The organism is Nocardioides sp. 1609 (assembly GCF_004522105.1).
Taxonomy (GTDB): Bacteria; Actinomycetota; Actinomycetes; order Propionibacteriales; family Nocardioidaceae; genus Nocardioides.
Genome location: NZ_SPUJ01000008.1, coordinates 37,946 through 61,484, shown reverse-complemented (window position 1 = coordinate 61,484; position 23,539 = coordinate 37,946). Strand labels below are relative to the sequence as shown.

Below are 23,539 nucleotides of genomic sequence, written 5' to 3'. Positions count from 1 at the left end.
GCGTGGGGCTCTACCGCCGGGCCTTCGAGCACGGCTTCCGTCGGATCGACCCCGAGCGGGCCCACCACCTCGGCTTCCGGGCGATCCGGGTCGGCGCTCCGGTGCTCGGCCGGGTGCCCGGTCCGGTCGGGGAGCCGGTCGCGGCGATGGGCCTGACCTTCCCGCACGCCCTCGGCCTGGCGGCCGGCTTCGACAAGAACGGCGTCGGCATCGACGCCCTCGGGGCGCTCGGCTTCGGCCACGTCGAGATCGGCACGATCACCGGGCAGGCGCAGCCGGGCAACCCGGCGCCGCGGATGTTCCGGCTGGTCGCCGACCGCGCCGTGGTCAACCGGATGGGCTTCAACAACGACGGCGCCGAGGCCGTCGCCCGGCGCCTCGCCGCCCGCGGTCGCCGGGCGTCCGGGGCCGGGCCGGTGCTCGGGATCAACATCGGCAAGACCAAGGTCGTCCCGGAGGACGACGAGGCCGCCGTCCTCGCCGACTACGGCACCAGCACCCGGCTGCTCGCTCCGCACGCCGACTACCTCGTGGTCAACGTCAGCTCGCCGAACACCCCGGGCCTGCGCACCCTGCAGGCCGTCGAACGGCTCGAGCCGCTGCTGCGGCACGTGCGCACGGTCGCCGACTCGGTCACCACCGCCGGCCGGGGCAGGGTGCCGCTGCTGGTGAAGATCGCCCCCGACCTCGCCGACGACGACGTCCTCGCCGTCGCCGACCTGGCGCTCGCGACCGGGCTCGACGGGATCATCGCCACCAACACCACCACCGGCCGCGACGGGCTGCGCAGCCACCCCGCCGAGGTCGCCGAGGCCGGCGCGGGCGGGTTGTCCGGAGCGCCGCTCACGGCCCGGGCCACCGAGGTGGTGCGGCTGCTGCGGGGGCGCGTCGGACCCGACCTCACCCTGGTCGGCGTCGGGGGCATCTCCACACCGGGCGACGCTCGCGAGCGGCTGGCCGCCGGCGCCGACCTGCTGCAGGCCTACACGGCGTTCGTGTACGAAGGTCCGCTCTGGCCGCGCCGGGTCGTGACAGGCTTGCGCGCATGACAGATTTCGAGACGCCGGTCGCGAGCTCCTCCGTCGCTCGCGCGACTCCTCAATCTCCCCGCGTGATCCACCCCCTCGCAAGCTCGAGGGTGGCGCGGTGAGCTTCGGCGACTACCAGATCGACCTGTACCTCGGGGCGCTCGGCGGCGTGCTGCCCGCCCACCCGTTCACCTACGCCGAGCTGGAGGCCGGCGCGCTCGCCGCGCTGCCGCCGGAGCTGCGCACCTACGTCGCCGGCGGCGCGGGTGACGAGGCCACCCAGCGCGCCAACGTGACGGCGTTCGAGCGGTGGGCGCTGGTGCCGCGGATGCTCAACGCGCACGCCGAGCGCGACCTGTCGGTCGAGCTCTTCGGGACCCGCCTGGCCAGCCCGCTGATGATGGCGCCGGTCGGCGTCGTCGGCCTGTGCACGCCCGACCAGCACGGCGACGTCCACGCCGCCGAGGTGTCGGCGGCGACCGGCGTCCCGCTGATCGGCTCGACGCTGATGAGCGACCCGCTCGAGGACGTCGTCGCGGCCACCGGCGACACCCCCGCCTGGTTCCAGCTCTACACGCCGAAGAGCCGCGAGCTCGCGGCCAGCCTCGTCTCCCGCGCCGAGAAGGCCGGCTACGACGCCCTCGTGGTCACCCTCGACACGTGGGTCCCCGGCTGGCGCCCGCGCGACCTGGCCAGCGGCAACTTCCCGCAGCTGCGCGGCAAGGCGCTGGCCAACTACACCTCCGACCCGGTGTTCAACGAGATGACCGGCCCCGATCCCGACCCGGGCACCCTGGTCCTCACCTGGGTCGGGCAGTTCGGCAACCCGCTGACCTGGGACGACCTCCCGTGGCTGCGCTCGCTCACCGACCTGCCGATCGTGCTCAAGGGCATCTGCCACCCCGACGACGCCCGCCGCGCCCTCGACGGCGGCGTCGACGGCATCTACTGCTCCAACCACGGCGGTCGGCAGGCCAACGGCGGGGGAGCGGCGCTCGACTGGCTGCCCGGCGTCGTCGACGCCGTCGCCGCCCACGGCGGCGGCGCTCCGGTCGTCTTCGACTCCGGCGTCCGCTCCGGCGCCGACGTCGTCAAGGCCCTGGCCCTCGGCGCCACCGCGGTCGCGGTCGGCCGCCCCTACGTCTACGGGCTCGCCCTCGGCGGCGTGCCGGGCGCCGTCCACGTGCTCAGGGCGCTGCAGGCCGAGGCCGACCTGATCATGGCCGTCGACGGCTACCCGAACCGCGCGGACCTGACCCGCGACGCCCTGGTGAGGACGATGCCCTGATGACCTCCGCGACGACATCCGCTACGACCTCTGCGACGCCCCCAGGCTTCGGCGCGCGCTTCCACGCGGCCCTCGCCGACCGCGGTCCGTTCTGCGTCGGCATCGACCCGCACTCCGCGCTGCTGCACGACTGGGGCCTCGACGACGACGTCGCCGGGCTGGAGCGGTTCGCGCTCACCGTGGTGGAGGCCGTCGCGCCGCTGTGCTCGATGGTCAAGCCGCAGTCGGCGTTCTACGAGCGCTTCGGCTCCCGCGGGATCGCGGTGCTCGAGCGGGTCGTCGCCGAGTCCCGCGCCGCCGGTGCGCTGGTGCTGCTCGACGTGAAGCGCGGCGACATCGGCTCGACGTCCCAGGCCTACGCCGACGCCTACCTCGACCCCGCGAGCCCGCTCGCCGCGGACGCCGTGACGGTCAGCCCCTACCTGGGGTTCGGGTCGCTGGCGCCGTTCGTCGACACCGCCCGCAGGCACGACGCCGGCCTGTTCGTGCTGGCACTGACCTCCAACAAGGAGGGTCCCGAGGTCCAGCACGCCACCGTCGACACCGGCGAGAGCGTCGGACGACGGATGCTCGACCACCTCGCAGCGCTCAACGAGGGCGCCGAGCCGCTCGGCTCGTTCGGGGCGGTGATCGGCGCCACCATCGCCGACCCGGGCTTCGACCTCGACTTCAACGGCCCGATCCTCGCGCCCGGCTTCGGCGCCCAGGGCGGCACGCCCGCCGACGTCCGCCGGATCTTCGGCGCGGCGACCCCGCACGTCGCCCCGAGCTCCTCGCGCGACGTGCTCCGTGCCGGACCCGACCCGGAGGCGATGCGCGCCGCCGTGCGCCGGGCCAACGGCGAGCTGCGCGGGTCGGTGTGAGGCCGCGCCGTCGACGCCGGGCGCTGGGCCTGCTGGCCGGTCTCCTCGTGCCCCTCACGGCCTGCGGCGAGGACCCCGACGCGTTCGAGAGCTACTGCGACGTCGTCGTCGACGAGCAGGCCGAGCTCGGGCGGGTGCTGGCCGCCGACGACGGCGCCGCCGGCCTGCTCCCGGGGCTGCCCGCCTTCGAGCGCCTCGAGGCGGCCGCCCCCGACGACATCGCCGACGACTGGTCGGTCGTCGTGCAACGCCTCTCGACGCTCGCCGACGCCCTCGAGGCCGCCGGGGTCGACCCCGCGACCTACGACCCGGTCGACCCGCCCGACGGCGTCACCCCCGAGGAGCTGGAGGCCATCGAGTCGGGGGCCGGCAGCGTGCGCAGCGAGGCGCTGCGCGAGGCGGTGGAGAACGTCGAGCAGCAGTCCCGCGACGTCTGCAAGACCGAGCTGACGCCATGACGGCACCGGCGACGCAGGGCGCGTTGCCGCTGCCCGATCCTCATGACTAGATTGGCCCGACGCGGCTCCTCCTGCCGCCCGACCCGACCGAAGGACCCGTGCCCGTGGCATTGCCCCCACTGACACCCGAGCAACGCCAGGCGGCGCTCCTGAAGGCCGCGGCCTCCCGACGCGAGCGGGCCGAGGTGAAGAACCGCCTGAAGAACTCCGGTGCCTCGATCATCGACGTCGTCGCCGAGGGACGGACCAACGAGGTCATCGGCAAGATGCGTGTCGTCGACCTGCTGCAGTCGATGCCCGGCCTCGGGAAGGTCCGCGCGCGCCAGGTCATGGAGCGCCTCGGCATCGCCGAGTCCCGCCGCGTGCGCGGCCTCGGCACCAAGCAGATCGCGGCGCTCGGGCGCGAGTTCGCACCCGACCAGTGACCGGCAACCGCCTCGTCGTCCTGGCCGGCCCGACCGCCGTCGGCAAGGGCACCGTTGCCGCCGCCGTCCGCGAGCAGCACCCCGACGTCTGGATCTCGGTGTCGGTCACGACGCGCCGGGCCCGCCCGGGCGAGGTCGACGGCGTCCACTACCACTTCGTCGACGACGTGGAGTTCGACCGGCTCGTCGCCGAGGGCGAGCTCCTCGAGTGGGCCGTGGTCCACAAGGCCGCCCGCTACGGCACCCCCCGCGGGCCGGTCGTGACGTCGCTGGAGGCCGGTCGGCCCTCCATGCTGGAGATCGACCTCCAGGGGGCGCGGCAGGTGCGCGAGACGATGCCGGAGGCGGTCTTCGTGTTCCTCAAGCCGCCGTCGTGGGACGAGCTGGTCCGCCGGCTGGTCGGGCGGGGCACCGAGACGGCCGAGGAGCGCGAGCGTCGCCTCGACACCGCGCGGGCCGAGCTGGCCGCCGAGCGGGAGTTCGACGTGACCATCGTCAACCACGAAGTTCACGCTGCAGCCGACGAGTTGGTAGCCTTGATGGAGTCGGGCACTTCTTCGTCCGCCTGACCGTGCTCCACCCAGCATCTACCCGACTCAGTGAGGCCTCTGCGTGTCTGCGCCCAACATCGATGCCGTCGGCGTCACCAACCCGTCCATCGACGACCTGCTGACCAAGACCGACAGCAAGTACAAGCTGGTCCTCTACAGCGCCAAGCGCGCCCGGCAGATCAACGCCTACTACTCCCAGCTCGGTGAGGGCCTGCTCGAGTACGTCGGCCCCCTCGTCGACACCCACGTCCAGGAGAAGCCGCTCTCGATCGCGCTGCGCGAGATCGCCGACGACAAGCTCACCTGCGAGGACGTCGACCCCGCCGAGCTCGCCGCCGAGGAGGCCGCCGCCGCGCAGGCCGCGCTCGACGCCTCGGCCAACTACAGCGAGTGATTCGTCCCGTGATCGGATCGGCCGCCTGAGCACGACCACCGACGACGAGGCCGCGCCCCCCCCGGGGTCGCGGCCCGTCCGTCGTCCGAGCGTCGTCCTGGGGGTCGGCGGCGGCATCGCGGCCTACAAGGCCTGCGAGCTGCTGCGTCGTCTCACCGAGTCGGGCCACGACGTCACCGTCGTCCCGACCGAGGCGGCGCTGGCCTTCGTGGGCGCCCCGACCTGGGCGGCACTGTCCGGCAAGCCGGTCGCCACCGACGTGTGGACCGACGTCCACGAGGTGCCGCACGTGAGGATCGGGAAGCACGCCGACCTCGTCGTGGTGGCCCCGGCCACCGCCGACCTGCTGGCCAGGGCGGCGCACGGCCTGGCCGACGACCTGCTCACCAACACCCTGCTCACCGCCCGCTGCCCGGTGGTGCTCGCGCCCGCGATGCACACCGAGATGTGGGAGCACGCCGCCACCCGCGCCAACGTCGCCACGCTGCGCTCGCGCGGCGTCCTGGTCGTCGAGCCCGCCGAGGGCCGGCTGACCGGTGCCGACACCGGCAGGGGCCGTCTCCCCGAGCCGGCCGCGCTCTTCGAGGTGTGCGCCGACGTGCTCGCCCGCGGGGTCGCACCGGCGCTCGACCTGGCCGGACGTCACGTCGTCGTCTCCGCCGGCGGCACCCGCGAGCCGCTCGACCCCGTCCGCTACCTCGGCAACCGGTCCTCCGGCCGCCAGGGCTACGCGCTGGCGCGGGCGGCCGCAGCCCGCGGCGCCGAGGTCACCGTCGTCGCCGCCAACGTCGACCTCCCCGACCCGGCCGGCGTCACCGTCGTCCGGGTGGGCACGACCGCCGAGCTCCACGACCGGGTCGTCGCCGCCGCGGCGAGCGCCGACGCGGTCGTGATGGCCGCCGCGCCCGCGGACTTCCGTCCGAGCCAGGTCAGCGGCGACAAGATCAAGAAGGCCGGCGACGGCTCGGCGCCGACGATCACCCTGGTCCAGAACGACGACATCCTGCGCGAGATCTCGACCCACCGGGCCCGCCCGGGCTCGGTGATCGTCGGGTTCGCCGCCGAGACCGGTGACGCCACCGGCTCGGTCCTCGACCTGGCCCGCGCCAAGCTGGCCCGCAAGGGCTGCGACCTGCTGGTCGTCAACGACGTCAGCGGGGGAGCGGTGTTCGGCAGCCCCGACAACGAGGCCGTCGTCCTCGGCGCCGACGGTGCCGCCGTCGAGGTGCCGCACGGCACCAAGACGGCCCTCGCGCACGTCATCTGGGACGAGGTCGTGCGCCGACTCGACCGCCAATTCGCCCCGTGAGACGCCGGTCTTGCATCCTGGTCATCATCTAGTACCTCCCTGCACCCCACCATCTGAGCGAGAGCGAGTTTGACCGTGGCTGGACGTCTTTTCACCTCGGAGTCCGTGACCGAGGGGCACCCCGACAAGATCGCCGACCGGATCAGCGACACGGTCCTCGACTACCTGATGGAGAACGACACCAACAAGGAGGACCTCCGCGTCGCCGTGGAGACGCTGCTGACCACCGGCCTCGTCGTCGTGGCCGGCGAGGTCCGCACGACGGCGTACGCGCCGGTCGCCGACCTGGTGCGCGCCGCCATCCTCGACATCGGCTACGACTCCTCGGAGAAGGGCTTCGACGGCACCACCTGCGGCGTCCAGGTCGCCATCGGCGCCCAGTCGAGCGACATCGCCCAGGGCGTCGACTCCGGCATCGAGCAGCGCGTCGGGGCCTCCGAGGACGAGCTCGACGCCCGTGGCGCCGGCGACCAGGGCCTGATGTTCGGCTACGCCTGCGACGACACCGACGTGCTGATGCCGCTGCCGATCGTGATCGCCCAGCGTCTCGCCGAGAAGCTCACCGAGGTCCGCAAGAACGGCACCATGCCCAACCTGCGTCCCGACGGCAAGACCCAGGTCACCATCGAGTACGACGAGGACGACCGCCCGGTCCGCATCGACACCGTCGTGCTGTCGACCCAGCACTCCGAGGACACCGACCTCAGCAAGCTCGAGGCCGAGATCCAGCGCTACGTCATCGACCCCGTGCTGGCGTCGTTCTCGCTGCCCTCCGAGGGCTACCGCCTGCTGGTGAACCCCACCGGCCGCTTCGTGGTCGGCGGCCCGATGGGCGACGCCGGGCTCACCGGTCGCAAGATCATCGTCGACACCTACGGCGGCATGGCCCGCCACGGCGGCGGCGCCTTCTCGGGCAAGGACCCGTCGAAGGTGGACCGCTCGGCCGCCTACGCCATGCGCTGGGTCGCCAAGAACGTCGTCGCGGCCGGCCTCGCCCGCCGCTGCGAGGTCCAGGTCGCCTACGCGATCGGCAAGGCCCAGCCCGTCGGCGTCTTCGTGCAGACCTTCGGCACCGGCGTCGTCAGCGACGAGAAGATCCAGGAGGCCGTCCTCTCGGTCTTCGACCTGCGTCCGGCCGCCATCCTGCGCGACCTCGACCTGCTCCGCCCGATCTACGCCAAGACCTCGGCCTACGGCCACTTCGGCCGCGAGCTGCCCGAGTTCACCTGGGAGCGCACCGACCGCGCCGACGCCCTCAAGGCGGCGACCGGCGTCTGAGCCGCCCACGCTGCACCACAGGCCGGGTCGGCGCGACGTCGCGTCGACCCGGCCTGGTGTCCGTGGCGGGTCGCCACGACCTCGCGCCGGCACTGCGAGACGTCGGTGCGCGCTGGTAGACATCGGGCCATGACCGATCGTCCCGGGCCCGAGGTGCCGCAGCCCGAGCTGCTGCCCGGGATGGTGCGCGCGACGGTCAAGGAGGCCCAGGCCAAGGCCCGTGCGACCAGGGCGCGCAACGCCGCCGAGGCCGCGGTCGCCGAGGTGGGTCCGGTGGCGCGGGTGCTGGTCGACGTCCCCCTCGCCCACCTCGACCGCACCTTCGACTACGCGGTGCCGGCGACGATGGCCGAGGCCGCCGTCCCCGGCGTCCGGGTCAAGGTGCGCTTCGCGGGCCAGGACGTCGACGGCTACCTCGTCGAGCGCGCCGAGGAGACCGACCACACCGGCCGGCTGACCCCGCTGCGTCGCGTGGTCAGCCCCGAGCCGGTGCTGTCGCCGCAGGTCGCCGCCCTCACCGCCGACGTCGCCGAGCGCTACGCCGGCGTGCGCTCCGACGTGCTGCGGCTCGCCGTCCCGCCGCGGCACGCGACCACCGAGAAGCAGCCGTCGCCGGCCGCGCCCGCTGCCCACGGCGCCGGCACCGGGGCCGGCGCCGACACCGGGGCCGCGGCGGGGTGGGCCGGCTACGACCACGGGCCGGCGTTCCTGAGCCACCTCGCCGACGGCGGCTCACCGCGGGCGGTGTGGACCGTCGCCCCCGGCGACGACTGGCCCACCCTCGTCGCCGGTGCGGCCGCCGCGACCGTGCGCTCGGGCAGGGGCGTGCTGGTCTGCGTGCCCGACGGCAAGGACGTCGCCCGCGTCGATGCCGCGCTGGCCGCCGCGCTAGGCCCCGACCGGCACGTCACCCTCACCGCCGACTCGGGTCCGGCCCGGCGCTACCGCGACTTCCTCGCCGTCAGCCGGGGCGCGCGGCGGGTCGTGGTGGGCACCCGTGCCGCGGCCTTCGCGCCGGTGGCCGACCTCGGCCTGGTCGTCGTGTGGGACGACGGCGACGACCTGCACGCCGAGCCGCGCGCGCCCTACCCCCACACCCGCGAGGTCCTCCTGCTGCGCGCCGAGCGGGAGGGTGTCGCGGCGCTGGTCGGCGGGTTCTCGCGCAGCGTCGAGGCGGCCTACCTCACGCCGGGCGGATGGGCGCACGAGCTCGTCGCGCCGCGCGAGCGGTTGCGCTCGGCCGTCACGGTCGCGATCGCCGGGGCCACCGACTTCGACCTCGAGCGCGACCCGCACGGCGCCGGCGCCCGGGTGCCGCGCCAGGTGCACGACCTGGTGCGCTCGGCGCTGACCTCGGGGCCGGTGCTGGTGCAGACACCGCGCGCCGGCTACGCCCTGGCCCTGGCCTGCGAGCGCTGCCGGACGCCGGCCCGCTGCGCGACCTGCGCGGGCCCCCTGGCGCTCACCTCGCCCACGACGCCGCCGGCCTGCCGCTGGTGCGCCACCCCGGCCGTCGGGTGGGCGTGCCGCGAGTGCGGGGCGCACGGGCTGCGGGCCCCCGTCCTCGGCGACGCGCGCACCGGGGAGGAGCTGGGCCGGGCGTTCCCCAGCACGCTCGTGCGCACCTCGTCGGGCGACCACGTGCTCGCCGAGGTGCCCGACACCCCGTCGATCGTGGTCGCCACGCCCGGGGCCGAGCCGGTCGCCGCGGGCGGGTACGCCGCCGTCGTCCTGCTCGACACCTGGCTGCTGCTGGGTCGCGACGACCTCCGCGCCGCCGAGGAGGCGCTGCGCCGGTGGAGCAACGCCGTCGGGCTGGTCCGGCCCGGCGGACGCGCGATGGCCGTCGGCGACCCCGCCCACCCGGCGCTGCAGGCCCTGGTGCGCTGGGACCACGCCGGCTTCGCCCGGCGCGAGGCCCACGACCGCCACGAGGCGCGGCTGCCCCCGACGACCCGGCTGGCGACCGTGACGGGGGAGCCCGGCGCCGTCGACGACGCCCTCACCCTGCTCGCCCCGCCCCCGCACGTCGAGGTCCTCGGACCGGTGCCCGCCGGACCCGACGAGGAGCGCCTCGTGCTCCGCACGCCGCGTGCCCACGGCGCCGACCTGTCCCGCGCCCTCGGCGACCTCCAGCGCATCCGCTCGGCCCGCAAGCTCGACGCCGTCCGGGTGCGCGTCGACCCCCAGCAGCTCTGAGGCGTCGGACCCGCGCGGCGTCATCGTCACCGCAGGGCCGGGCGCCTGCAGTCCCGGCGCTCCGCACGCCCCGGCGGTCACCCGTCCCACGGGCGGTGACGACGAGGTGCTGCGGATCGCCGTGCCGGTTGGGGCAGTCCCGGATCGACAGTGGTGAAGCACTCGCGCGTCGCAGCTCCTCCTGGGCGGCGGGCGCCTGGTGCTTGCCAGGCGCCGACTACGGCACCACGTCGGCGCCGGCCTCGGTGACCGTGCTCGGACGATCCGAGGTGCAGTTCCTGCCCGGCCGTCGACTCGGGCCTGCTCGATCCGCCACCGTCCTCTGCCTTCCCGGACGGGCCCTCCATCTCTGATCAGCCGACGACCGTGGTCGAGTTAGCCGCAGGGAGCATCCATCGGCAGCACGTCGCCCACGCGCTCGGGAGCGCCGTCGACGAGTCCTCGAACCGGATGCAGGGTCCGATCCGCTGGTTCCAGACACGATTGCCCTGCACGTCCGCGCCGAGGTGAGCCCACCGCGACTGGCCGGCCGACGGGGTCGACCTCGTTGCCGCGGGGGCGCGGGCCGTGAATCCCCGTCGAGGGTGAGGTCGCGGCAGCGGCAGTCGAGGTGGTCGACGAGGCCAACTGGGACGGCATCGTCCGTCAGAGGGGTCGGTTCGTCCGCGTGGTGGGAGCAGCGGTGCTGCCCGGGCGACGACCTGGGCTGGTGCGCGGGCGGGAAGCCGCAGCAGCTGCAGAGGACGCCTGGCCCCCGAGGGGCGCCGGGCGTGCCGATGGCCCCGCTGGGGGCAGGGTGTGGGGCGGGGTGGTCAGGGTCCGGCCGGCTCGGCTGGTGGTTCGGCTGGTGGTTCGGCTGGTGGTGGGTGGAGTGGGGTGGTGCCGTGGTGGTCGCGGCGGTAGGTGAGGCCGGAGGGTGCGGTCCACTCGAACGTGCCGGGTTCGGTCATCGTGTAGCGCCATCGTCCGTGGGTCTTGGCGCGGTGGTGCCTGCGGCAGAGCGGGGCGAGGTTGTCGCTGGAGGTGGTGCCGCCGAGGTCGTGGGGGTGATGTGGTCGAGGTCGCAGCGGGTGGCGGGTCGGCGGCAGTGGGGGAAGACGCAGGTGAGGTCGCGCAGCTCGATGTGTTCACGGAGGCGGTCGGGGGCTTCGTAGGCCTCGACGTGGACGTGGTCGTGGAGGTCGATGACCGGCTTGATGATGATCTTGGTGGACGCGGCGCACCAGGTCTGGATGGTCTCGACGGTGACCGGGGTGCGGGTGGTCTCGCAGCGGGCGAGGTCGGGTGAGTCCTGGTGCAGGTGGAGGACCAGCGCCCGGCTGGTCTGGCTGGTCTGGTTGGGGTGGTCGAGGGGTTGGTTGCCGCGGGCGAGGTCGCCGAGGGCGAGGGAGCGTCGTACGTCGAGGGGCGCTTGGCAGCCGGCGTCGGCGAGCCTGGCGGCTCCGGTGCGGAGGGCGTCCTCGAGGTCGAGGGCGTCGGGGACGGAGAGGAGTCCCTCGAGGTGGACGTGGCCTTCGAGGGTCGGCTGGGTGAGGTCGATCCAGGCGTGTCGCTCGTCGCCGGCGGGGGCGAGGTCCTGGGGTGTGTAGCGGGCGAGGGCTTCGTCGATGAGGCGGTCGAGCTGGGCGAAGGTGATGGTGCGCACGGCTTGGGCGAGGCGGGCGTCGACGTGGGCGGCGCCGTCGAGGGGGAGCCGCATGGTGGCCTCGGCGATCCGGGCGGCCTTCCAGACGGGGAGCCGTCTGTCGAGGACCGCTGCCCAGAGCCGGGGGAGTCGGTAGCGCAGCTCCAGGGCGCGGCCGAGGTAGCCGAGGCCGGCGTCGGTGCTCATGTCCATCGCGGCGGCGAGGTCGTAGGCGGCGAACTCCTCGATGACCGGGCACCCGACACCACCGAGGGGCAGCGGTCGCTCCCCGAAGGTCACGGCATCCGGGTCGTCGTCGGTGGTGTGCTCGAGGGCCCAGTCGCGGACCGCGACCAGGGTCGCGACCTCGGCCTGGCGTGCGGTGCTCTGGCGGGCGCGCACCGTGGCCAGTGCCGGGTCGGCGTCCTGGGCTGCGGTGGTTGCGGGCACAAGCTAATTCTATCCCGAACAGCATCGATTCGCTACTGTGTTCGACAACCTGTGGAGACGACGTGGCGGTGCCCTCTTGGGCGCGAACGGCTGCTGCATCGAGCCCGTCGTTCGGGGCCCTGGCTCGGTCTGCCACTCGGGGGTCTTGCGTAGCGCGTCAACCCCGCCCGAAGCCGCGACCACCACTGGAAACCAGGACGCTCGCCGACGGGGACGCGGCTCACCGCGTCCCTCGACCCGGCGCTGGCGCGCTCCGGCTCGACCGGCGCAGCGGGCCTCAGGTGGACATGGAGGGGGCGGCGAGGGTCAGCACGACCGCGAAGGACAGGCCGAGGGCCGCTGCCGTGCCGAGGATCAGGGCGCCAGCCGCCCACCGCAGGTGCGGTCGGACCAGCAGGACCCATCCGGCGAGGAAGGCTGCGGCGACCGGTCCGAGGACCAGCCAGCTCAGCGCAGGGTCCTCGACGCCCGGAAAGAGCACGAGCAGGCCGGACAGGACCCATGCGGTGCAGCCTGCGCACACGGCGACGCCGAGCAGCAGCCCGCGCAGCTGGGGCCAGGCCGCCCGCGTCGGTCGATCCTGCGCCGTGGACGACATGGCCCGAGTGTGCGCGGGTTCACGGAGGCGGGGCAAGGGGATCCTGCCGAGGTCTGGACCGCCGCCTCTAGGATGGCCGACCCGAGCACATCCCGTCCCGCACAAGGAGTTCCGTGGCGATCCAGCCCATCCGGCTCTTCGGTGACCCGGTGCTGCGCCGTCCCGCGCTCGAGGTCGTCGACTTCGACAAGGAGCTGCGCACGCTGGTCGCCGACCTCACCGAGACGATGCTCGAGGCGCCCGGCGCGGGCCTCGCGGCACCGCAGATCGGCGTCGGTCTCCGGGTCTTCACCTGGCACGTCGACGGCGAGGTCGGGCACCTGGTCAACCCCGACCTCACGCTGTCGGAGGAGGTCCAGGACGGCGACGAGGGCTGCCTGTCGCTGCCGGGCCTGACCTACGACTGCCGTCGCGCCCTCTCGGTCGTCGCCCGCGGGTGGGACATGCACGGTGAGCCGCTCGTCGTCGAGGGCTCCGAGCTGCTCGCCCGGGCCATCCAGCACGAGACCGACCACCTCGACGGTGTCTTGTTCATCGACCGTCTCGACACCGCGGCGCGCAAGGCCGCGATGAAGGAGATCCGGGAGTCCGAGTGGTTCGGGCTGGAGCGTCCGCAGGTCAAGGTCAGCCCGCACGCGACCCGAGGGCTGGGTCTGTGATGCGCGTCGTCTTCGCCGGCACGCCCGAGGTCGCCGTCCCCTCCCTCGACGCGATCGCGGCGTCCGCCCACGAGCTCGTGGGGGTCGTGACCCGCCCCGACGCGCCGTCGGGTCGTGGCCGCAAGCTCGTCGCGAGCCCGGTCGCCCAGAGGGCCGAGGCGCTCGGCGTCCCGGTGCTGAAGCCCGACCACCCGCGCGACCCGGCGTTCCAGGAGGCGCTGCGGGCCCTGGCGCCCGACTGCTGCCCCGTCGTCGCCTACGGCGCGCTGCTGCCGCAGTCGGCGCTCGACATCCCGCCGCTCGGCTGGGTCAACCTGCACTTCTCCTGCCTGCCGGCCTGGCGCGGCGCGGCACCGGTACAGCACGCGGTGTGGGCCGGCGACGAGGTGACCGGGGCGACGACGTTCCGGATCGTCAAGGCGATGGACGCCGGGCCGACGTTCGGCGTCATGACCGAGCGGATCCTGCCCACCGACACCGCCGGCGACCTGCTCGGTCGCCTCGCCGAGGGGGGCTCCGGCCTGCTCGTCTCCACCCTCGACCACCTCGCCGCCGGCACCATCGAGGCCCGCGAGCAGCCCACGGACGGTGTCAGCCTGGCGCCCAAGATCACCGTCGAGGACGCCGAGGTCGACTGGTCCGAGCCGGCGGTCGCCGTCGACCGTCGGATCCGCGCGTGCACGCCGGCACCCGGGGGGTGGAGCACGCACGAGGGCGAGCGGATCAAGATCGGTCCTGTGCGCATCACCGACGTCGACCTGCCCGCCGGTGAGCTCGCGGTCGGCAAGCAGGAGGTGCTCGTCGGCACCGGCACCACCGCCGTCCGGCTCGGCGAGGTCAAGGCGTTCGGCAAGAAGCAGATGGCGGCGGCCGACTGGGCGCGCGGCGTCCGGCTGGCCTCGGGCGTCCGGTTCGGCGGTCCGCGTGCCTGACGGGGCGCGGGGCCGAGCGGCGACCCCCGACGACGTCGACGAGATCTGCGCGGCGCTGCCCGACACCGAGCTCGGCACGTCGTGGGGCGACGTGCCGACCTGGAAGGTGCCGTCGGGCCCGAAGGGCAGGGGCTTCGTGATGTACCGGCGCCCGCACGCCTCCGCGGTCGACCCCGAGACCGGCGAGGAGTACGACGACCTCGTGGTCATCCTGACGCCGACCGAGGCGGAGAAGGCGGCGCTCGTCGACGACGACGCCACGCCGTTCTTCACCATCGACCACTTCGACGGCCACGCCGCCGTCCTGGTCCAGCAGTCGCGGCTCGGCGAGCTCGGGCGCGACGAGCTGGCGGAGATCATCACCGATGCCTGGGCCAAGCGCGCTCCGAAGCGCCTCGTCAAGGAGCACCTCGGCGATGGCTGAGCGGGTGACCTCGACGGTCCGCCCGGGCGGCGGCCGCGCGCGCGGCCCCGTCGACGTGCCGCGGCTCGCGGCCTTCGAGGTGCTCAAGGCGGTGCGCGTCGACGACGCCTACGCCAACCTCGTGCTCCCGGCGGTGATCGCGCACTTCGGGCTCGAGACCCGCGACGCGGCGTTCACCACCGAGCTCGCCTCCGGCACCCTGCGCTGGCGTGGCACGTACGACGCCGTGCTGGCCGCCTGCATCGACCGGCCGCTGAGCAAGGTCGAGGCCAAGGTGCTCGACGCGCTCCGCCTCGGCGCCCACCAGCTGCTGGCCATGCGGGTGCCCACCCACGCGGCGATCAGCACCACCGTCGACCTCGTCCGTGCCACCGGCAACCAGGGCGCGGCCGGGTTCGCGAACGCCGTGCTGCGCAAGGTCGCCGCCCACGACCTCGACGCCTGGGTGGCGCAGGTCGCCCCCGACCCGACCAGCCTGCGCTACCCCGAGGTCGCGCTCAGCCACCCCGGCTGGGTGGTCGACGAGCTCCGCAAGGCCGTCGGCCAGGACCAGCTCCTCGCGCTGCTCGCCGCCGACAACGTCCCGCCCGAGGTGACACTGGTGGCCCGCCCCGGCCGGGCCACGCGCGAGGAGCTGCCGGGCGAGCCGACGCCCTACTCGCCGTACGGCGTCACGCTGACCGGCGGCAGCCCCGGCTCCGTCCCGGCCGTGGCCGAGGGCCGGGCCGGCGTCCAGGACGAGGGCTCCCAGCTGGTGGCGCTCGCCCTGGCCCGCGCCGAGGTCCGCTCGGAGGGCGGCGACGGCGGCCGCTGGGTCGACCTGTGCGCCGGACCCGGCGGCAAGGCGGCGCTGCTGGCCGCGCTCGCCGCCGAGCGCGGCGCGTCGCTGCTGGCGGTCGAGCGCGCGCCGCACCGGGCCCGCCTGGTCAGCCGCTCGCTCGCCGACCTCCAGGGGACCGGCGGGGTGGCCGGCATCGTGGTCGCCGACGGACGGCGGCCGCCGCTGTCACCCGGCACCGTCGACCGGGTGCTCGTCGACGCCCCCTGCACCGGCCTGGGTGCCCTGCGGCGCCGTCCGGAGTCGCGCTGGCGACGTCGTCCCGACGACCTGCTCGAGCTCGTGCTGCTCCAGCGCGCGCTGCTCGGCAGCGCGGTCGACCTGCTCCGCCCCGGCGGGGTCGTCGTCTACGCCACCTGCTCGCCGGTGCTCGCCGAGACGTCGGGCGTCGTCGCGTCCCTGCTGGAGAACCGCTCCGACGTCGTCCTCGAGGACGTCGGCGCGCTGCTCCCCGAGGTCCCCGACGCCGCCGGCCCGCTGCCCGGCACCCTGCAGCTGTGGCCGCACCGGCACGGCACGGACGCCATGTTCGTGGCGCTGCTGCGCCGTTCTCCCTGAGCCTGGGACGCTCAGTCGAGCACGTGCCGCAGGTAGCGCCCGGGTGAGTCGAGGTAGGCCTTCCAGTGCGTGACCAGCTCGAGGTCCGCCCAGGCCGCCGTCCGGTAGCCCCACTCGCCGACCTCGAGGATGCTCGCGCCCGGCAACGAGGCGAGCACGGGGGAGTGCGTCGCGCAGAGCACCTGGGCGCCCTCCCGCGCCAGGTCGTGCAGCACGCCCACCAGGGCGAGGGTGGAGGAGAACGAGAGCGCTGCCTCGGGCTCGTCGAGGCAGTAGAACGCGGGGCCGTCGAACTTGCTGCGCAGCACGGCCAGGAACGACTCGCCGTGGCTCATCGCGTGGTAGTCGGGGTCGCGGGGCCCGCCGTGGTCGTCCATGTAGGTGTACCAGCCGTGCATCGTCTCGGCGCGCAGGAAGAAGCCCCACCGGGACGCCCCGATCCCGCGCTGCAGGCGCAGCGCCGAGGCGAGCGGGGACTCGGTCGCGCGCGTCGCGTGCCGGCTGTGCGTCGAGCCGCCCTCGGCCGAGAGCCCGTACGCCGCCGCCACCGCCTCGACCAGCGTCGACTTGCCGGAGCCGTTCTCCCCGACCAGGAACGTCACGCCCCGCGGGAGCTCGAGCCCCTCGCGGGCCAGCTGCTCGACGGCGGGGATCGTCATCGGCCAGGCCCGCGGGTCGACGTCCTCGGAGGTGCCGACCGCGATGCGCACCACCGGAGGCTGGTCGAGGTCCATGGCGCAGAGACTAGGGCGGGCCGCCTGGCCGCCGGCGCCGCCGTGGCGGGGAGACGTGGCCTAGGTTGGACCGGTGACATCGAAGTCCCCGTCGGTCGAGATCGAGGTCGACGACCGGGTGGTGCGGGTCAGCAACCCCGACCGCGTCTACTTCCCCGAGTCGGGCGCCACCAAGCTCGACCTGGTCGAGTACTACCTCGCCGTCGGCCCCGGGATCCTCAACGCGCTCCTCGAGCGGCCCTGCATGCTGCACCGGTTCCCGAAGGGGCTCGCCGGCGACAAGGTGCACCAGAAGCGCATCCCGGCCGGGGCCCCGCCCTGGGTCGAGACCGTGCGGCTGACCTTCCCGCGGTGGAACCGCACGGCCGACGAGCTCTGCGTCACCGAGCTCGCGAGCGTGGTCTGGGCCGTCCAGATGTCGACCGTCGAGTTCCACCCGTGGAACAGCCGGCGCGCGGACCCCGAGAAGCCCGACGAGTGGCGCATCGACCTCGACCCCGGCCCGCTCTCCGACTACGCCCAGGTACGCCGGGTCGCCGCGGTCGCGCACGAGGTGCTCGACGAGCTCGGGGCGGTCGGACACCCCAAGACCAGCGGCGGCTCCGGGCTGCACGTCTACGTGCGGATCCACCCCGACCACGGCCACAAGAGCGTGCGCCGCGCCGCGCTCGCCTTCGCCCGCGAGGTCGAGCGGCGCGCCCCCGACGACGTCACGACGACCTGGTGGCGCAAGGACCGCGACCCGCACCACCTGTTCGTCGACTACAACCAGAACGCCCGCGACCACACCATCGCGGCGGCCTACTCCGTGCGCGGCTTCGCCGACGCCCGCGTCTCGGCCCCGGTGCGCTGGGAGGAGATCGACGACGCCGACCCGCACGACTTCACGATCTTCACGATGCCCGAGCGCTTCGCCGCCCTCGGCGACCTGCACGCCGACATCGACGACCCCGGGCAGACCTTCGACATCGCCCCGCTCCTGGCGTGGGCCGAGCGTGACGAGGCGGCCGGCGTCCCCGCCCCCGACGAGCCCGACGAGCCTGACGAGCCCGACGGGGCCGCCGGGTGACCCGTCCGCGACTCATCCTGCTCAACGGCATGCCGGGATCGGGCAAGTCGACCCTCGCGCGGCGCTACCTCGCCGACCACGCCGGCGTCCTCTGCGTCGAGGCCGACGAGCTGCGCCGGTGGATCGGAGGCGACCCGGCCCACCACGCCGAGGCCGCCCGGCACCTGAGCCTGGCGCTCGCCCGGGCCCACCTCGAGGCGGGGTACGACGTCGTCGTCCCCCAGCTGGTGGCGCGCCTCGACCAGGTCGCCCGCTACGAGGACGTCGCCCTCGAGGCCGGCGCCGAGCTCGTCGAGGTCGTGCTGCACGGCGCGGTCGTCGAGTCCCGCGTGCCCGACGAGGCCGTCGAGCACCTGGTCGAGCACGCCCACGGCCTCGCCGACGTCGTGGCCGCCCGCCCCCACGTCCACCGCCTCGTCACCCGCCACGGCGACGTCGACATCGCCTACCGCGACCTGCTCGACGTCCTCGACCCCGACGTCCCCGCCTGAGGAAGGTCTCGGCGGCCGCACCTCACGTCGGTCGGGGCGGGCGCCGCGCCGTAGGGTTGCCTGCCGTGGGACACGTCCAGATCACGCCGAGCATCCTGAACGCCGACTTCGCCGCCCTCGGGGCGGAGGTCGCCCGGATCGGCAGCGCCGACTGGGTGCACGTCGACGTGATGGACAACCACTTCGTGCCGAACCTGACCTTCGGGCCGACGATGGTCGAGGCGCTGGCGCGCAGCACCAGCACCCCGCTCGACGCGCACCTGATGATCGCCGACGTCGACCGGCACGCGCCGGCCTACGTCGAGGCGGGCTGCGGCTCGGTGACCTTCCACGTGGAGGCGGCCAGTGCGCCGGTGCGGCTGGCGCGCGAGATCCGGTCGCAGGGCGCACGGGCCAGCATGGCGCTGCGGCCGGCGACGCCGGTCGAGCCCTACGAGGACCTGCTGCCCGAGCTCGACATGCTGCTGCTGATGACCGTCGAGCCCGGCTTCGGCGGCCAGACGTTCCTCGACCTCGTGCTGCCGAAGATCCGCCGGGCCCGCGCGATGGTCGAGAAGCACGGCCTCGAGACCTGGCTCCAGGTCGACGGCGGGGTCTCGCTCGAGACGATCGCGCGCTGCGCCGAGGCCGGCGCCGACGTCTTCGTCGCCGGCAGCGCTGTCTACTCCGCCGACGACCCCGACGCCATGGTCGCCGCGCTCCGCGAGCGCGCCGAGTCGGCAGGCCCGTCGGCCGGGAGCGCCCGGTGACCGCCTACGCCCGCGGTGCCGCCCTGTTCCGGGCCGCGACCGCCGACCTGAGCGCGCCCGAGCTGGTGCTGCCCGTGCCGTCGTGCCCGGGCTGGACGATCTCGGACGTCGTCACCCACGTCGCCGACAACCACGCCGCCGTGCTGGCGCGAGCCGGCATCGCCTCCGAGTCCGCCGACCTGCTCGCGACCTACGAGGAGCACCTCACCCGGCAGCCCCGGGCGCTGATCGACGCCCTCGAGCTGACCCTGCACGCCTGGGACGTCGCGCGGGCCCGCGGCATGCGCGCGGACCTCGACGACGTCGTCCTGGACTTCCTCGCCGCCTTCGCCGTCGACGCCGGCGAGCAGCTGTACCTCGACGGCGCCTTCGACATGATCCTGGTCAACGCCGACGAGGACCGGCAGACGCGGGTGCTCGCCCTCTACGGCCGCGCCGCCTGAAGCACGCCGGAGGGCACCCGAACTCGGGCGACGTACGACGTCCGGGCGGGCAGACTGTGCCGGTGCTGCTGACCGTCACGACCACCGCCCGGGACACCGGCCCGACGCCGGGCCCGGCGACCGACCTCGGCTACCTGCTCCACAAGCACCCCGAGCGGGTCCAGCAGTTCACACAGTCCTTCGGCACCGCGACCGTCTTCTACCCCGAGGCCGACGACGCCCGCTGCACCGCGGCGGTGCTCCTCGAGATCGACCCGGTCCGGCTGGCCCGCACCCGGGGGCGCGACAGCCCGGACTTCAGCCTGGGGCAGTACGTCAACGACCGGCCCTACGCCGCGTCGTCCCTGCTCGGCGTCGCGGTCGCCGACGTCTTCAGCACCGCCCGGGCGGGACGGTGCGCGGCGCGCCAGGAGCTCGCCGACCACCCGATCCCGCTCGAGATCCGGATCCCGGTGCTGCCCTGCCGCGGTGGCCCCGACATCGCGCACCGGCTGTTCGAGCCGCTGGGCTGGAGCGTCACCGCGCTCCCGGTGCCGCTCGACCCGGCGTTCCCCGAGTGGGGCGACTCGCGCTACGTCGACCTGACCATCACCGGACACCTGAGGCTCGCGGACGCGCTGGGCCAGCTGCACGTGCTGCTGCCGGTGCTCGACGAGGCCAAGCACTACTGGCAGGGCACCGACGAGATCGACAAGCTGCTGCGCTCCGGCGGCGACTGGCTCACCACCCACCCCGAGCGCGAGCTCGTCGCCCGCCGCTACCTGGCCCGGACGACGCTCACCCGCGCCGCGCTGGCCCGCCTGGCCGAGCTCGACGACGGGCTGGAGGAGGGCCGGGACACCGGGCCCGACGACGTCCCGGCCGAGGTCGCCGACCCGCGACGGGTGCCGCTCGCGGCGCTGCGCCGCGACGCCGTCGTCCGCGCCCTGCTCGACGTCGGGGCCGAGTCGGTGATCGACCTCGGCTGCGGTGGCGGGGCCCTGCTCCGTGCGCTGGTCGGGGAGCACCGGTTCACCCGGATCGCGGGCGTCGACGTCTCCTCGCGCTCCCTCGAGCAGGCGGCCCGGGTGCTCCGCCTGGAGTCGATGAGCGAGCGCCAGGCCGAGCGGGTGACCCTGTTCCAGGGCGCGCTGACCTACGAGGACCAGCGGCTCGGCGGCTACGACGCCGCCGTCCTGATGGAGGTCGTCGAGCACGTCGACCCGTCGCGGCTCGCCGCGCTGGAGCACGTCGTCCTCGGCGCGGCCGCCCCGGCCTCCGTCGTGGTCACCACGCCGAACGCCGAGTACAACGTCCGCTACGAGGAGCTGACCGGGATGCGCCACCCCGACCACCGCTTCGAGTGGACCCGTGCCGAGTTCGCCGCCTGGTGCGACCGGGTGGCCGGCGCGCACGGCTACACCGTCGAGCTCCGGGGGATCGGCGAGCCCGACGAGACCCTCGGCGCGCCGACGCAGATGGGGGTGTTCACCCGTGGCTGAGGCCGGACGTCGGATCACCGTGCCCGAGACGGGCCTCGTGCTGCTCGTCGGCATCTCCGGCAGCGGCAAGTCCACCTTCGCCGCCCGCCACTTCCTGCCCACCCAGGTCGTGTCGAGCGACGTCTGCCGCGGCCTGGTCGCCGACGACCCGAACGACCAGGCCGCGACGCCGGACGCCTTCGCGGTGCTGGACTTCATCGTCGCCACCCGGCTGCGCCGCGGCCTGCTCACCGTCGTCGACGCGACCAACGTGCAGAAGGCCGCCCGCGCCCAGCTGGTGCGGCTCGCCAAGGACCACGACGTCCTCGTCGACGCGGTGGTGCTCGACGTCCCGGAGGCGGAGGCGGTGCGCCGCAACGCCGCCCGGCCCGACCGCACGTTCGGCAGCCACGTCGTCACCCGCCAGCACCGCGACCTGCGGCGCTCGCTCAAGGGTCTGCGCCGCGAGGGGTTCCGGCGGGTCCACGTGCTCGACGGGGTCGAGGAGATCGAGTCGGTGAGCATCGGCCGCGAGCGCTCGTGGAACGACCGGCGCGACCACACCGGTCCCTTCGACGTGATCGGTGACGTCCACGGCTGCGCCGGCGAGCTGCGCACCCTGCTGACCACGCTGGGCTACGCCGTCCGCGACGACGGCGCGCACCACCCCGACGGCCGCACGGCGGTGTTCGTCGGTGACCTCGTCGACCGCGGCCCCGACACGCCCGGCGTCCTGCGCCTGGTGATGGGGATGGTCGCGGCCGGCGACGCGCTGTGCGTCGCGGGCAACCACGAGGCCAAGCTGGTCCGGGCGCTCAAGGGCGCCGACGTGCAGGTGACCCACGGGCTGAAGGAGTCGCTCGAGCAGCTCGCCGCCGAGCCCGCGGAGCTCCGCGCGGCGGCGCAGCAGTTCATGGACGGGCTGATCAGCCACTACGTCCTCGACGACGGACGGCTGGTCGTCGCCCACGCCGGGCTCAAGGAGGCCTACCACGGTCGCTCGTCGGCCCGGGTGCGCAGCTTCGCGCTGTACGGCGACACGACGGGGGAGACCGACGAGCTCGGCCTCCCGGTGCGCTACCCGTGGGCCCAGGAGTACCGCGGGTCGGCCGCCGTCGTCCACGGCCACACGCCGGTGCCGAGAGCCGAGTGGGTCAACAACACGATCTGCCTCGACACCGGTGTCGTCTTCGGTGGCGCCCTGACGGCGCTGCGCTACCCCGAGCGCGAGCTCGTCGCCGTCCCGGCCGAGCGGGAGTGGTACGCCCCGGTGCGGCCCGTGGCCGCCGAGGGCGCCGCCGTGGCCGGGGCGCCGCGCGTGCCCGGCACGCTGCGCCTCGACGACGTCGTCGGCACCCGCTGGCTCGAATCCACCCACGCCGGCCGCGTGAAGGTGCCCGAGGAGAACGCCGCTGCCGCGCTCGAGGTGATGAGCCGGTTCGCGGTCGACCCGCGGTGGCTGGTCTACCTGCCCCCGACGATGGCCCCGGCGCCGACGTCGGAGGTCGAGGGGTACCTCGAGCACCCGTCGGAGGCCTTCGCGGCCTACGCCCGGGCCGGCGTCACGCACGTCGTGTGCGAGGAGAAGCACATGGGCTCCCGTGCGATCGCCGTCGTGTGCCGCGACGCGGCGGTGGCCGCCGGACGGTTCGGCCTCGACGACGGCACGTCCGGTGCGGTGTACACCCGCACCGGCCGGCCCTTCTTCTCCGACCGCACCCAGCACGAGGCGCTGGTGGCGCGGGTCAGGGACGCCGTCGCACTGCTGTTCGACGAGCTCGACACCGACTGGGTGGCGCTCGACGGCGAGCTGCTGCCCTGGTCGGCGAAGGCGCTCGGCCTGATCCGCGACCAGTACGCCTCGGTCGGTGCCGCGGCCCGCACGGCGCTCCCGGTGGCCGGCGACCTGCTCGCCGCCGCGACCGCGCGGGGCCTCGACGACACGATGACGGCCAGGCTGGCCGAGCTGGCCGGGCGCACGTCGCGGCGACTCGACCACGCCCGGGCCTTCCGCGACGCCTACGCGCGCTACTGCGAGCCGGACGCCGGCCACCCACTCGCCCCGGTCGAGCGGGTCCGGTTCGCGCCGTTCCAGGTGCTGGCCGCCGAGGGCCGCACGCTGGCGCTCGAGCAGCCGCACGCCTGGCACCTTGACGTGCTCGGGCGCCTCGTCGGCGCTGCCGGCGCGTTCCTGACCCCGACCCGGAGCATCGCGGTCGACCTGGCCTCCGACACCGACCGCGACGCCGCCACCCGCTGGTGGCTCGACCTCACCGACGCGCGGGGGGCCGGCGGCGAGGGGATGGTCGTGAAGCCGGCGGCGGTGCCCGGTCCGGACGACCGGCGGGTGCAGCCCGGCCTCAAGGTCCGCGGCCGGGAGTACCTGCGGATCATCTACGGCCCCGACTACACCGACGCGCTCGACGTCCTGCGCCAGCGCAACCTGGGCCGCAAGCAGTCGCTGGCCCTGCGCGAGCACGGGCTCGGGGTCGACGCGCTCGCCGCGTTCGTGGCCGGCGAGCCGCTGTGGCGGGTGCACCAGCTGGCGTTCGCCGTCCTCGCGCTGGAGAGCGAGCCGGTGGACCCGCGCCTGTGACGGCCAGATCCGTGCAATTGCCGAGGTCGGCTCGGTCGCGGGGGCGGGAACTGGCCAATTCGCGGCAATTGCGCGCTCAGGGACCGCAGTAACTCGCGCGTCTTAGTTGTCTAACTCACCA

23 protein-coding genes are annotated in these 23,539 nt (G+C 74.5%); 20 read left to right on the top strand and 3 right to left on the bottom strand.

The features are described from left to right. Positions 1-2: 2 nt before the first annotated feature. The 10 genes from E4623_RS20060 (at position 3) to E4623_RS20015 (ending at position 9,793) form a co-directional block, all read left to right on the top strand. On the top strand, positions 3-1,049 hold the full coding sequence (locus tag E4623_RS20060) for a quinone-dependent dihydroorotate dehydrogenase (RefSeq protein ID WP_134768352.1): 1,047 nt from the start codon (positions 3-5) through the stop codon (positions 1,047-1,049). A gap of 97 nt (positions 1,050-1,146) precedes the next feature. Next, on the top strand, positions 1,147-2,316 hold the full coding sequence (locus E4623_RS20055; RefSeq protein WP_134768351.1) for an alpha-hydroxy-acid oxidizing protein: 1,170 nt from the start codon (positions 1,147-1,149) through the stop codon (positions 2,314-2,316). Continuing rightward, positions 2,316-3,179, top strand: a complete 864-nt coding sequence (gene pyrF / locus E4623_RS20050; RefSeq protein ID WP_134768350.1) for an orotidine-5'-phosphate decarboxylase — start codon at positions 2,316-2,318, stop codon at positions 3,177-3,179. The genes E4623_RS20055 and pyrF overlap by 1 nt, the downstream gene beginning before the upstream one ends. After that, a complete protein-coding gene (locus E4623_RS20045) occupies positions 3,176-3,637 on the top strand; it encodes a hypothetical protein (RefSeq protein ID WP_134768349.1) in 462 nt (153 codons plus the stop codon). The genes pyrF and E4623_RS20045 overlap by 4 nt, the downstream gene beginning before the upstream one ends. 104 nt (positions 3,638-3,741) lie before the next feature. Further along, positions 3,742-4,062, top strand: coding sequence for an integration host factor, actinobacterial type (gene mihF, locus E4623_RS20040; RefSeq protein WP_134768348.1), 321 nt, complete (start codon positions 3,742-3,744; stop codon positions 4,060-4,062). Beyond that, on the top strand, positions 4,059-4,631 hold the full coding sequence (gmk, locus tag E4623_RS20035) for a guanylate kinase (RefSeq protein ID WP_134768347.1): 573 nt from the start codon (positions 4,059-4,061) through the stop codon (positions 4,629-4,631). Before mihF ends, gmk begins: the two co-directional genes overlap by 4 nt. Before the next feature lie 43 nt (positions 4,632-4,674). Beyond that, positions 4,675-5,007 carry a DNA-directed RNA polymerase subunit omega gene (rpoZ, locus tag E4623_RS20030; protein WP_134768346.1) on the top strand — a complete coding sequence of 111 codons (333 nt, stop codon included), beginning with the start codon at positions 4,675-4,677 and terminating at the stop codon, positions 5,005-5,007. Between the two features lie 97 nt (positions 5,008-5,104). Next, entirely contained in the window at positions 5,105-6,316 is a 1,212-nt protein-coding gene (coaBC, locus tag E4623_RS20025) for a bifunctional phosphopantothenoylcysteine decarboxylase/phosphopantothenate--cysteine ligase CoaBC (protein WP_245155198.1), read from the top strand. A 75-nt stretch (positions 6,317-6,391) separates the two neighbouring features. Beyond that, positions 6,392-7,594 (top strand): methionine adenosyltransferase, encoded by a 1,203-nt coding sequence (metK, locus tag E4623_RS20020; protein WP_134768345.1) that lies wholly within the window; start codon positions 6,392-6,394, stop codon positions 7,592-7,594. Positions 7,595-7,723: 129 nt separating this feature from the next. After that, on the top strand, positions 7,724-9,793 hold the full coding sequence (locus tag E4623_RS20015) for a primosomal protein N' (protein WP_167736769.1): 2,070 nt from the start codon (positions 7,724-7,726) through the stop codon (positions 9,791-9,793). 946 nt (positions 9,794-10,739) lie between these two features. On the opposite strand, the gene E4623_RS20010 is transcribed toward E4623_RS20015, so the two are convergent. Continuing rightward, on the bottom strand, positions 10,740-11,867 hold the full coding sequence (locus E4623_RS20010; protein WP_134768344.1) for an HNH endonuclease signature motif containing protein: 1,128 nt from the start codon (positions 11,865-11,867) through the stop codon (positions 10,740-10,742). 277 nt (positions 11,868-12,144) lie between these two features. Beyond that, positions 12,145-12,465, bottom strand: coding sequence for a hypothetical protein (locus tag E4623_RS20005; protein WP_134768343.1), 321 nt, complete (start codon positions 12,463-12,465; stop codon positions 12,145-12,147). Between the two features lie 113 nt (positions 12,466-12,578). Here E4623_RS20005 and def point away from each other — a divergent pair, with 113 nt between their 5' ends. From def to E4623_RS19985, 4 genes are read left to right on the top strand one after another with little or no spacing between them, the layout of a single operon-like run. Continuing rightward, positions 12,579-13,124 (top strand): peptide deformylase, encoded by a 546-nt coding sequence (gene def / locus E4623_RS20000; RefSeq protein ID WP_134768342.1) that lies wholly within the window; start codon positions 12,579-12,581, stop codon positions 13,122-13,124. Further along, entirely contained in the window at positions 13,124-14,056 is a 933-nt protein-coding gene (gene fmt, locus E4623_RS19995) for a methionyl-tRNA formyltransferase (RefSeq protein WP_134768341.1), read from the top strand. Before def ends, fmt begins: the two co-directional genes overlap by 1 nt. Then, entirely contained in the window at positions 14,049-14,480 is a 432-nt protein-coding gene (locus E4623_RS19990) for an MmcQ/YjbR family DNA-binding protein (protein WP_134768340.1), read from the top strand. Before fmt ends, E4623_RS19990 begins: the two co-directional genes overlap by 8 nt. Further along, positions 14,473-15,876 (top strand): transcription antitermination factor NusB, encoded by a 1,404-nt coding sequence (locus tag E4623_RS19985; protein WP_134768339.1) that lies wholly within the window; start codon positions 14,473-14,475, stop codon positions 15,874-15,876. The genes E4623_RS19990 and E4623_RS19985 overlap by 8 nt, the downstream gene beginning before the upstream one ends. An 11-nt stretch (positions 15,877-15,887) precedes the next feature. On the opposite strand, the gene E4623_RS19980 is transcribed toward E4623_RS19985, so the two are convergent. Then, positions 15,888-16,610, bottom strand: a complete 723-nt coding sequence (locus E4623_RS19980; RefSeq protein WP_134768338.1) for an AAA family ATPase — start codon at positions 16,608-16,610, stop codon at positions 15,888-15,890. Between the two features lie 73 nt (positions 16,611-16,683). On the opposite strand from E4623_RS19980, the gene ligD reads away from it, so the two are divergent. The 6 genes from ligD (at position 16,684) to E4623_RS19950 (ending at position 23,418) form a co-directional block, all read left to right on the top strand. After that, positions 16,684-17,679, top strand: coding sequence for a non-homologous end-joining DNA ligase (ligD, locus tag E4623_RS19975; protein ID WP_134768337.1), 996 nt, complete (start codon positions 16,684-16,686; stop codon positions 17,677-17,679). Continuing rightward, positions 17,676-18,170: an AAA family ATPase gene (locus E4623_RS19970; protein WP_134768336.1), complete on the top strand. Its 495-nt coding sequence runs from the start codon at positions 17,676-17,678 to the stop codon at positions 18,168-18,170. The genes ligD and E4623_RS19970 overlap by 4 nt, the downstream gene beginning before the upstream one ends. 65 nt (positions 18,171-18,235) lie before the next feature. Next, on the top strand, positions 18,236-18,919 hold the full coding sequence (rpe, locus tag E4623_RS19965) for a ribulose-phosphate 3-epimerase (RefSeq protein ID WP_134768335.1): 684 nt from the start codon (positions 18,236-18,238) through the stop codon (positions 18,917-18,919). Next, a complete protein-coding gene (locus tag E4623_RS19960) occupies positions 18,916-19,362 on the top strand; it encodes a maleylpyruvate isomerase N-terminal domain-containing protein (RefSeq protein ID WP_134768334.1) in 447 nt (148 codons plus the stop codon). Before rpe ends, E4623_RS19960 begins: the two co-directional genes overlap by 4 nt. Positions 19,363-19,424: 62 nt before the next feature. After that, positions 19,425-20,843, top strand: coding sequence for a 3' terminal RNA ribose 2'-O-methyltransferase Hen1 (locus E4623_RS19955; protein ID WP_134768333.1), 1,419 nt, complete (start codon positions 19,425-19,427; stop codon positions 20,841-20,843). A 19-nt stretch (positions 20,844-20,862) separates the two neighbouring features. Further along, on the top strand, positions 20,863-23,418 hold the full coding sequence (locus tag E4623_RS19950; RefSeq protein ID WP_245155191.1) for a polynucleotide kinase-phosphatase: 2,556 nt from the start codon (positions 20,863-20,865) through the stop codon (positions 23,416-23,418). The last annotated feature ends 121 nt before the right edge of the window (positions 23,419-23,539 follow it).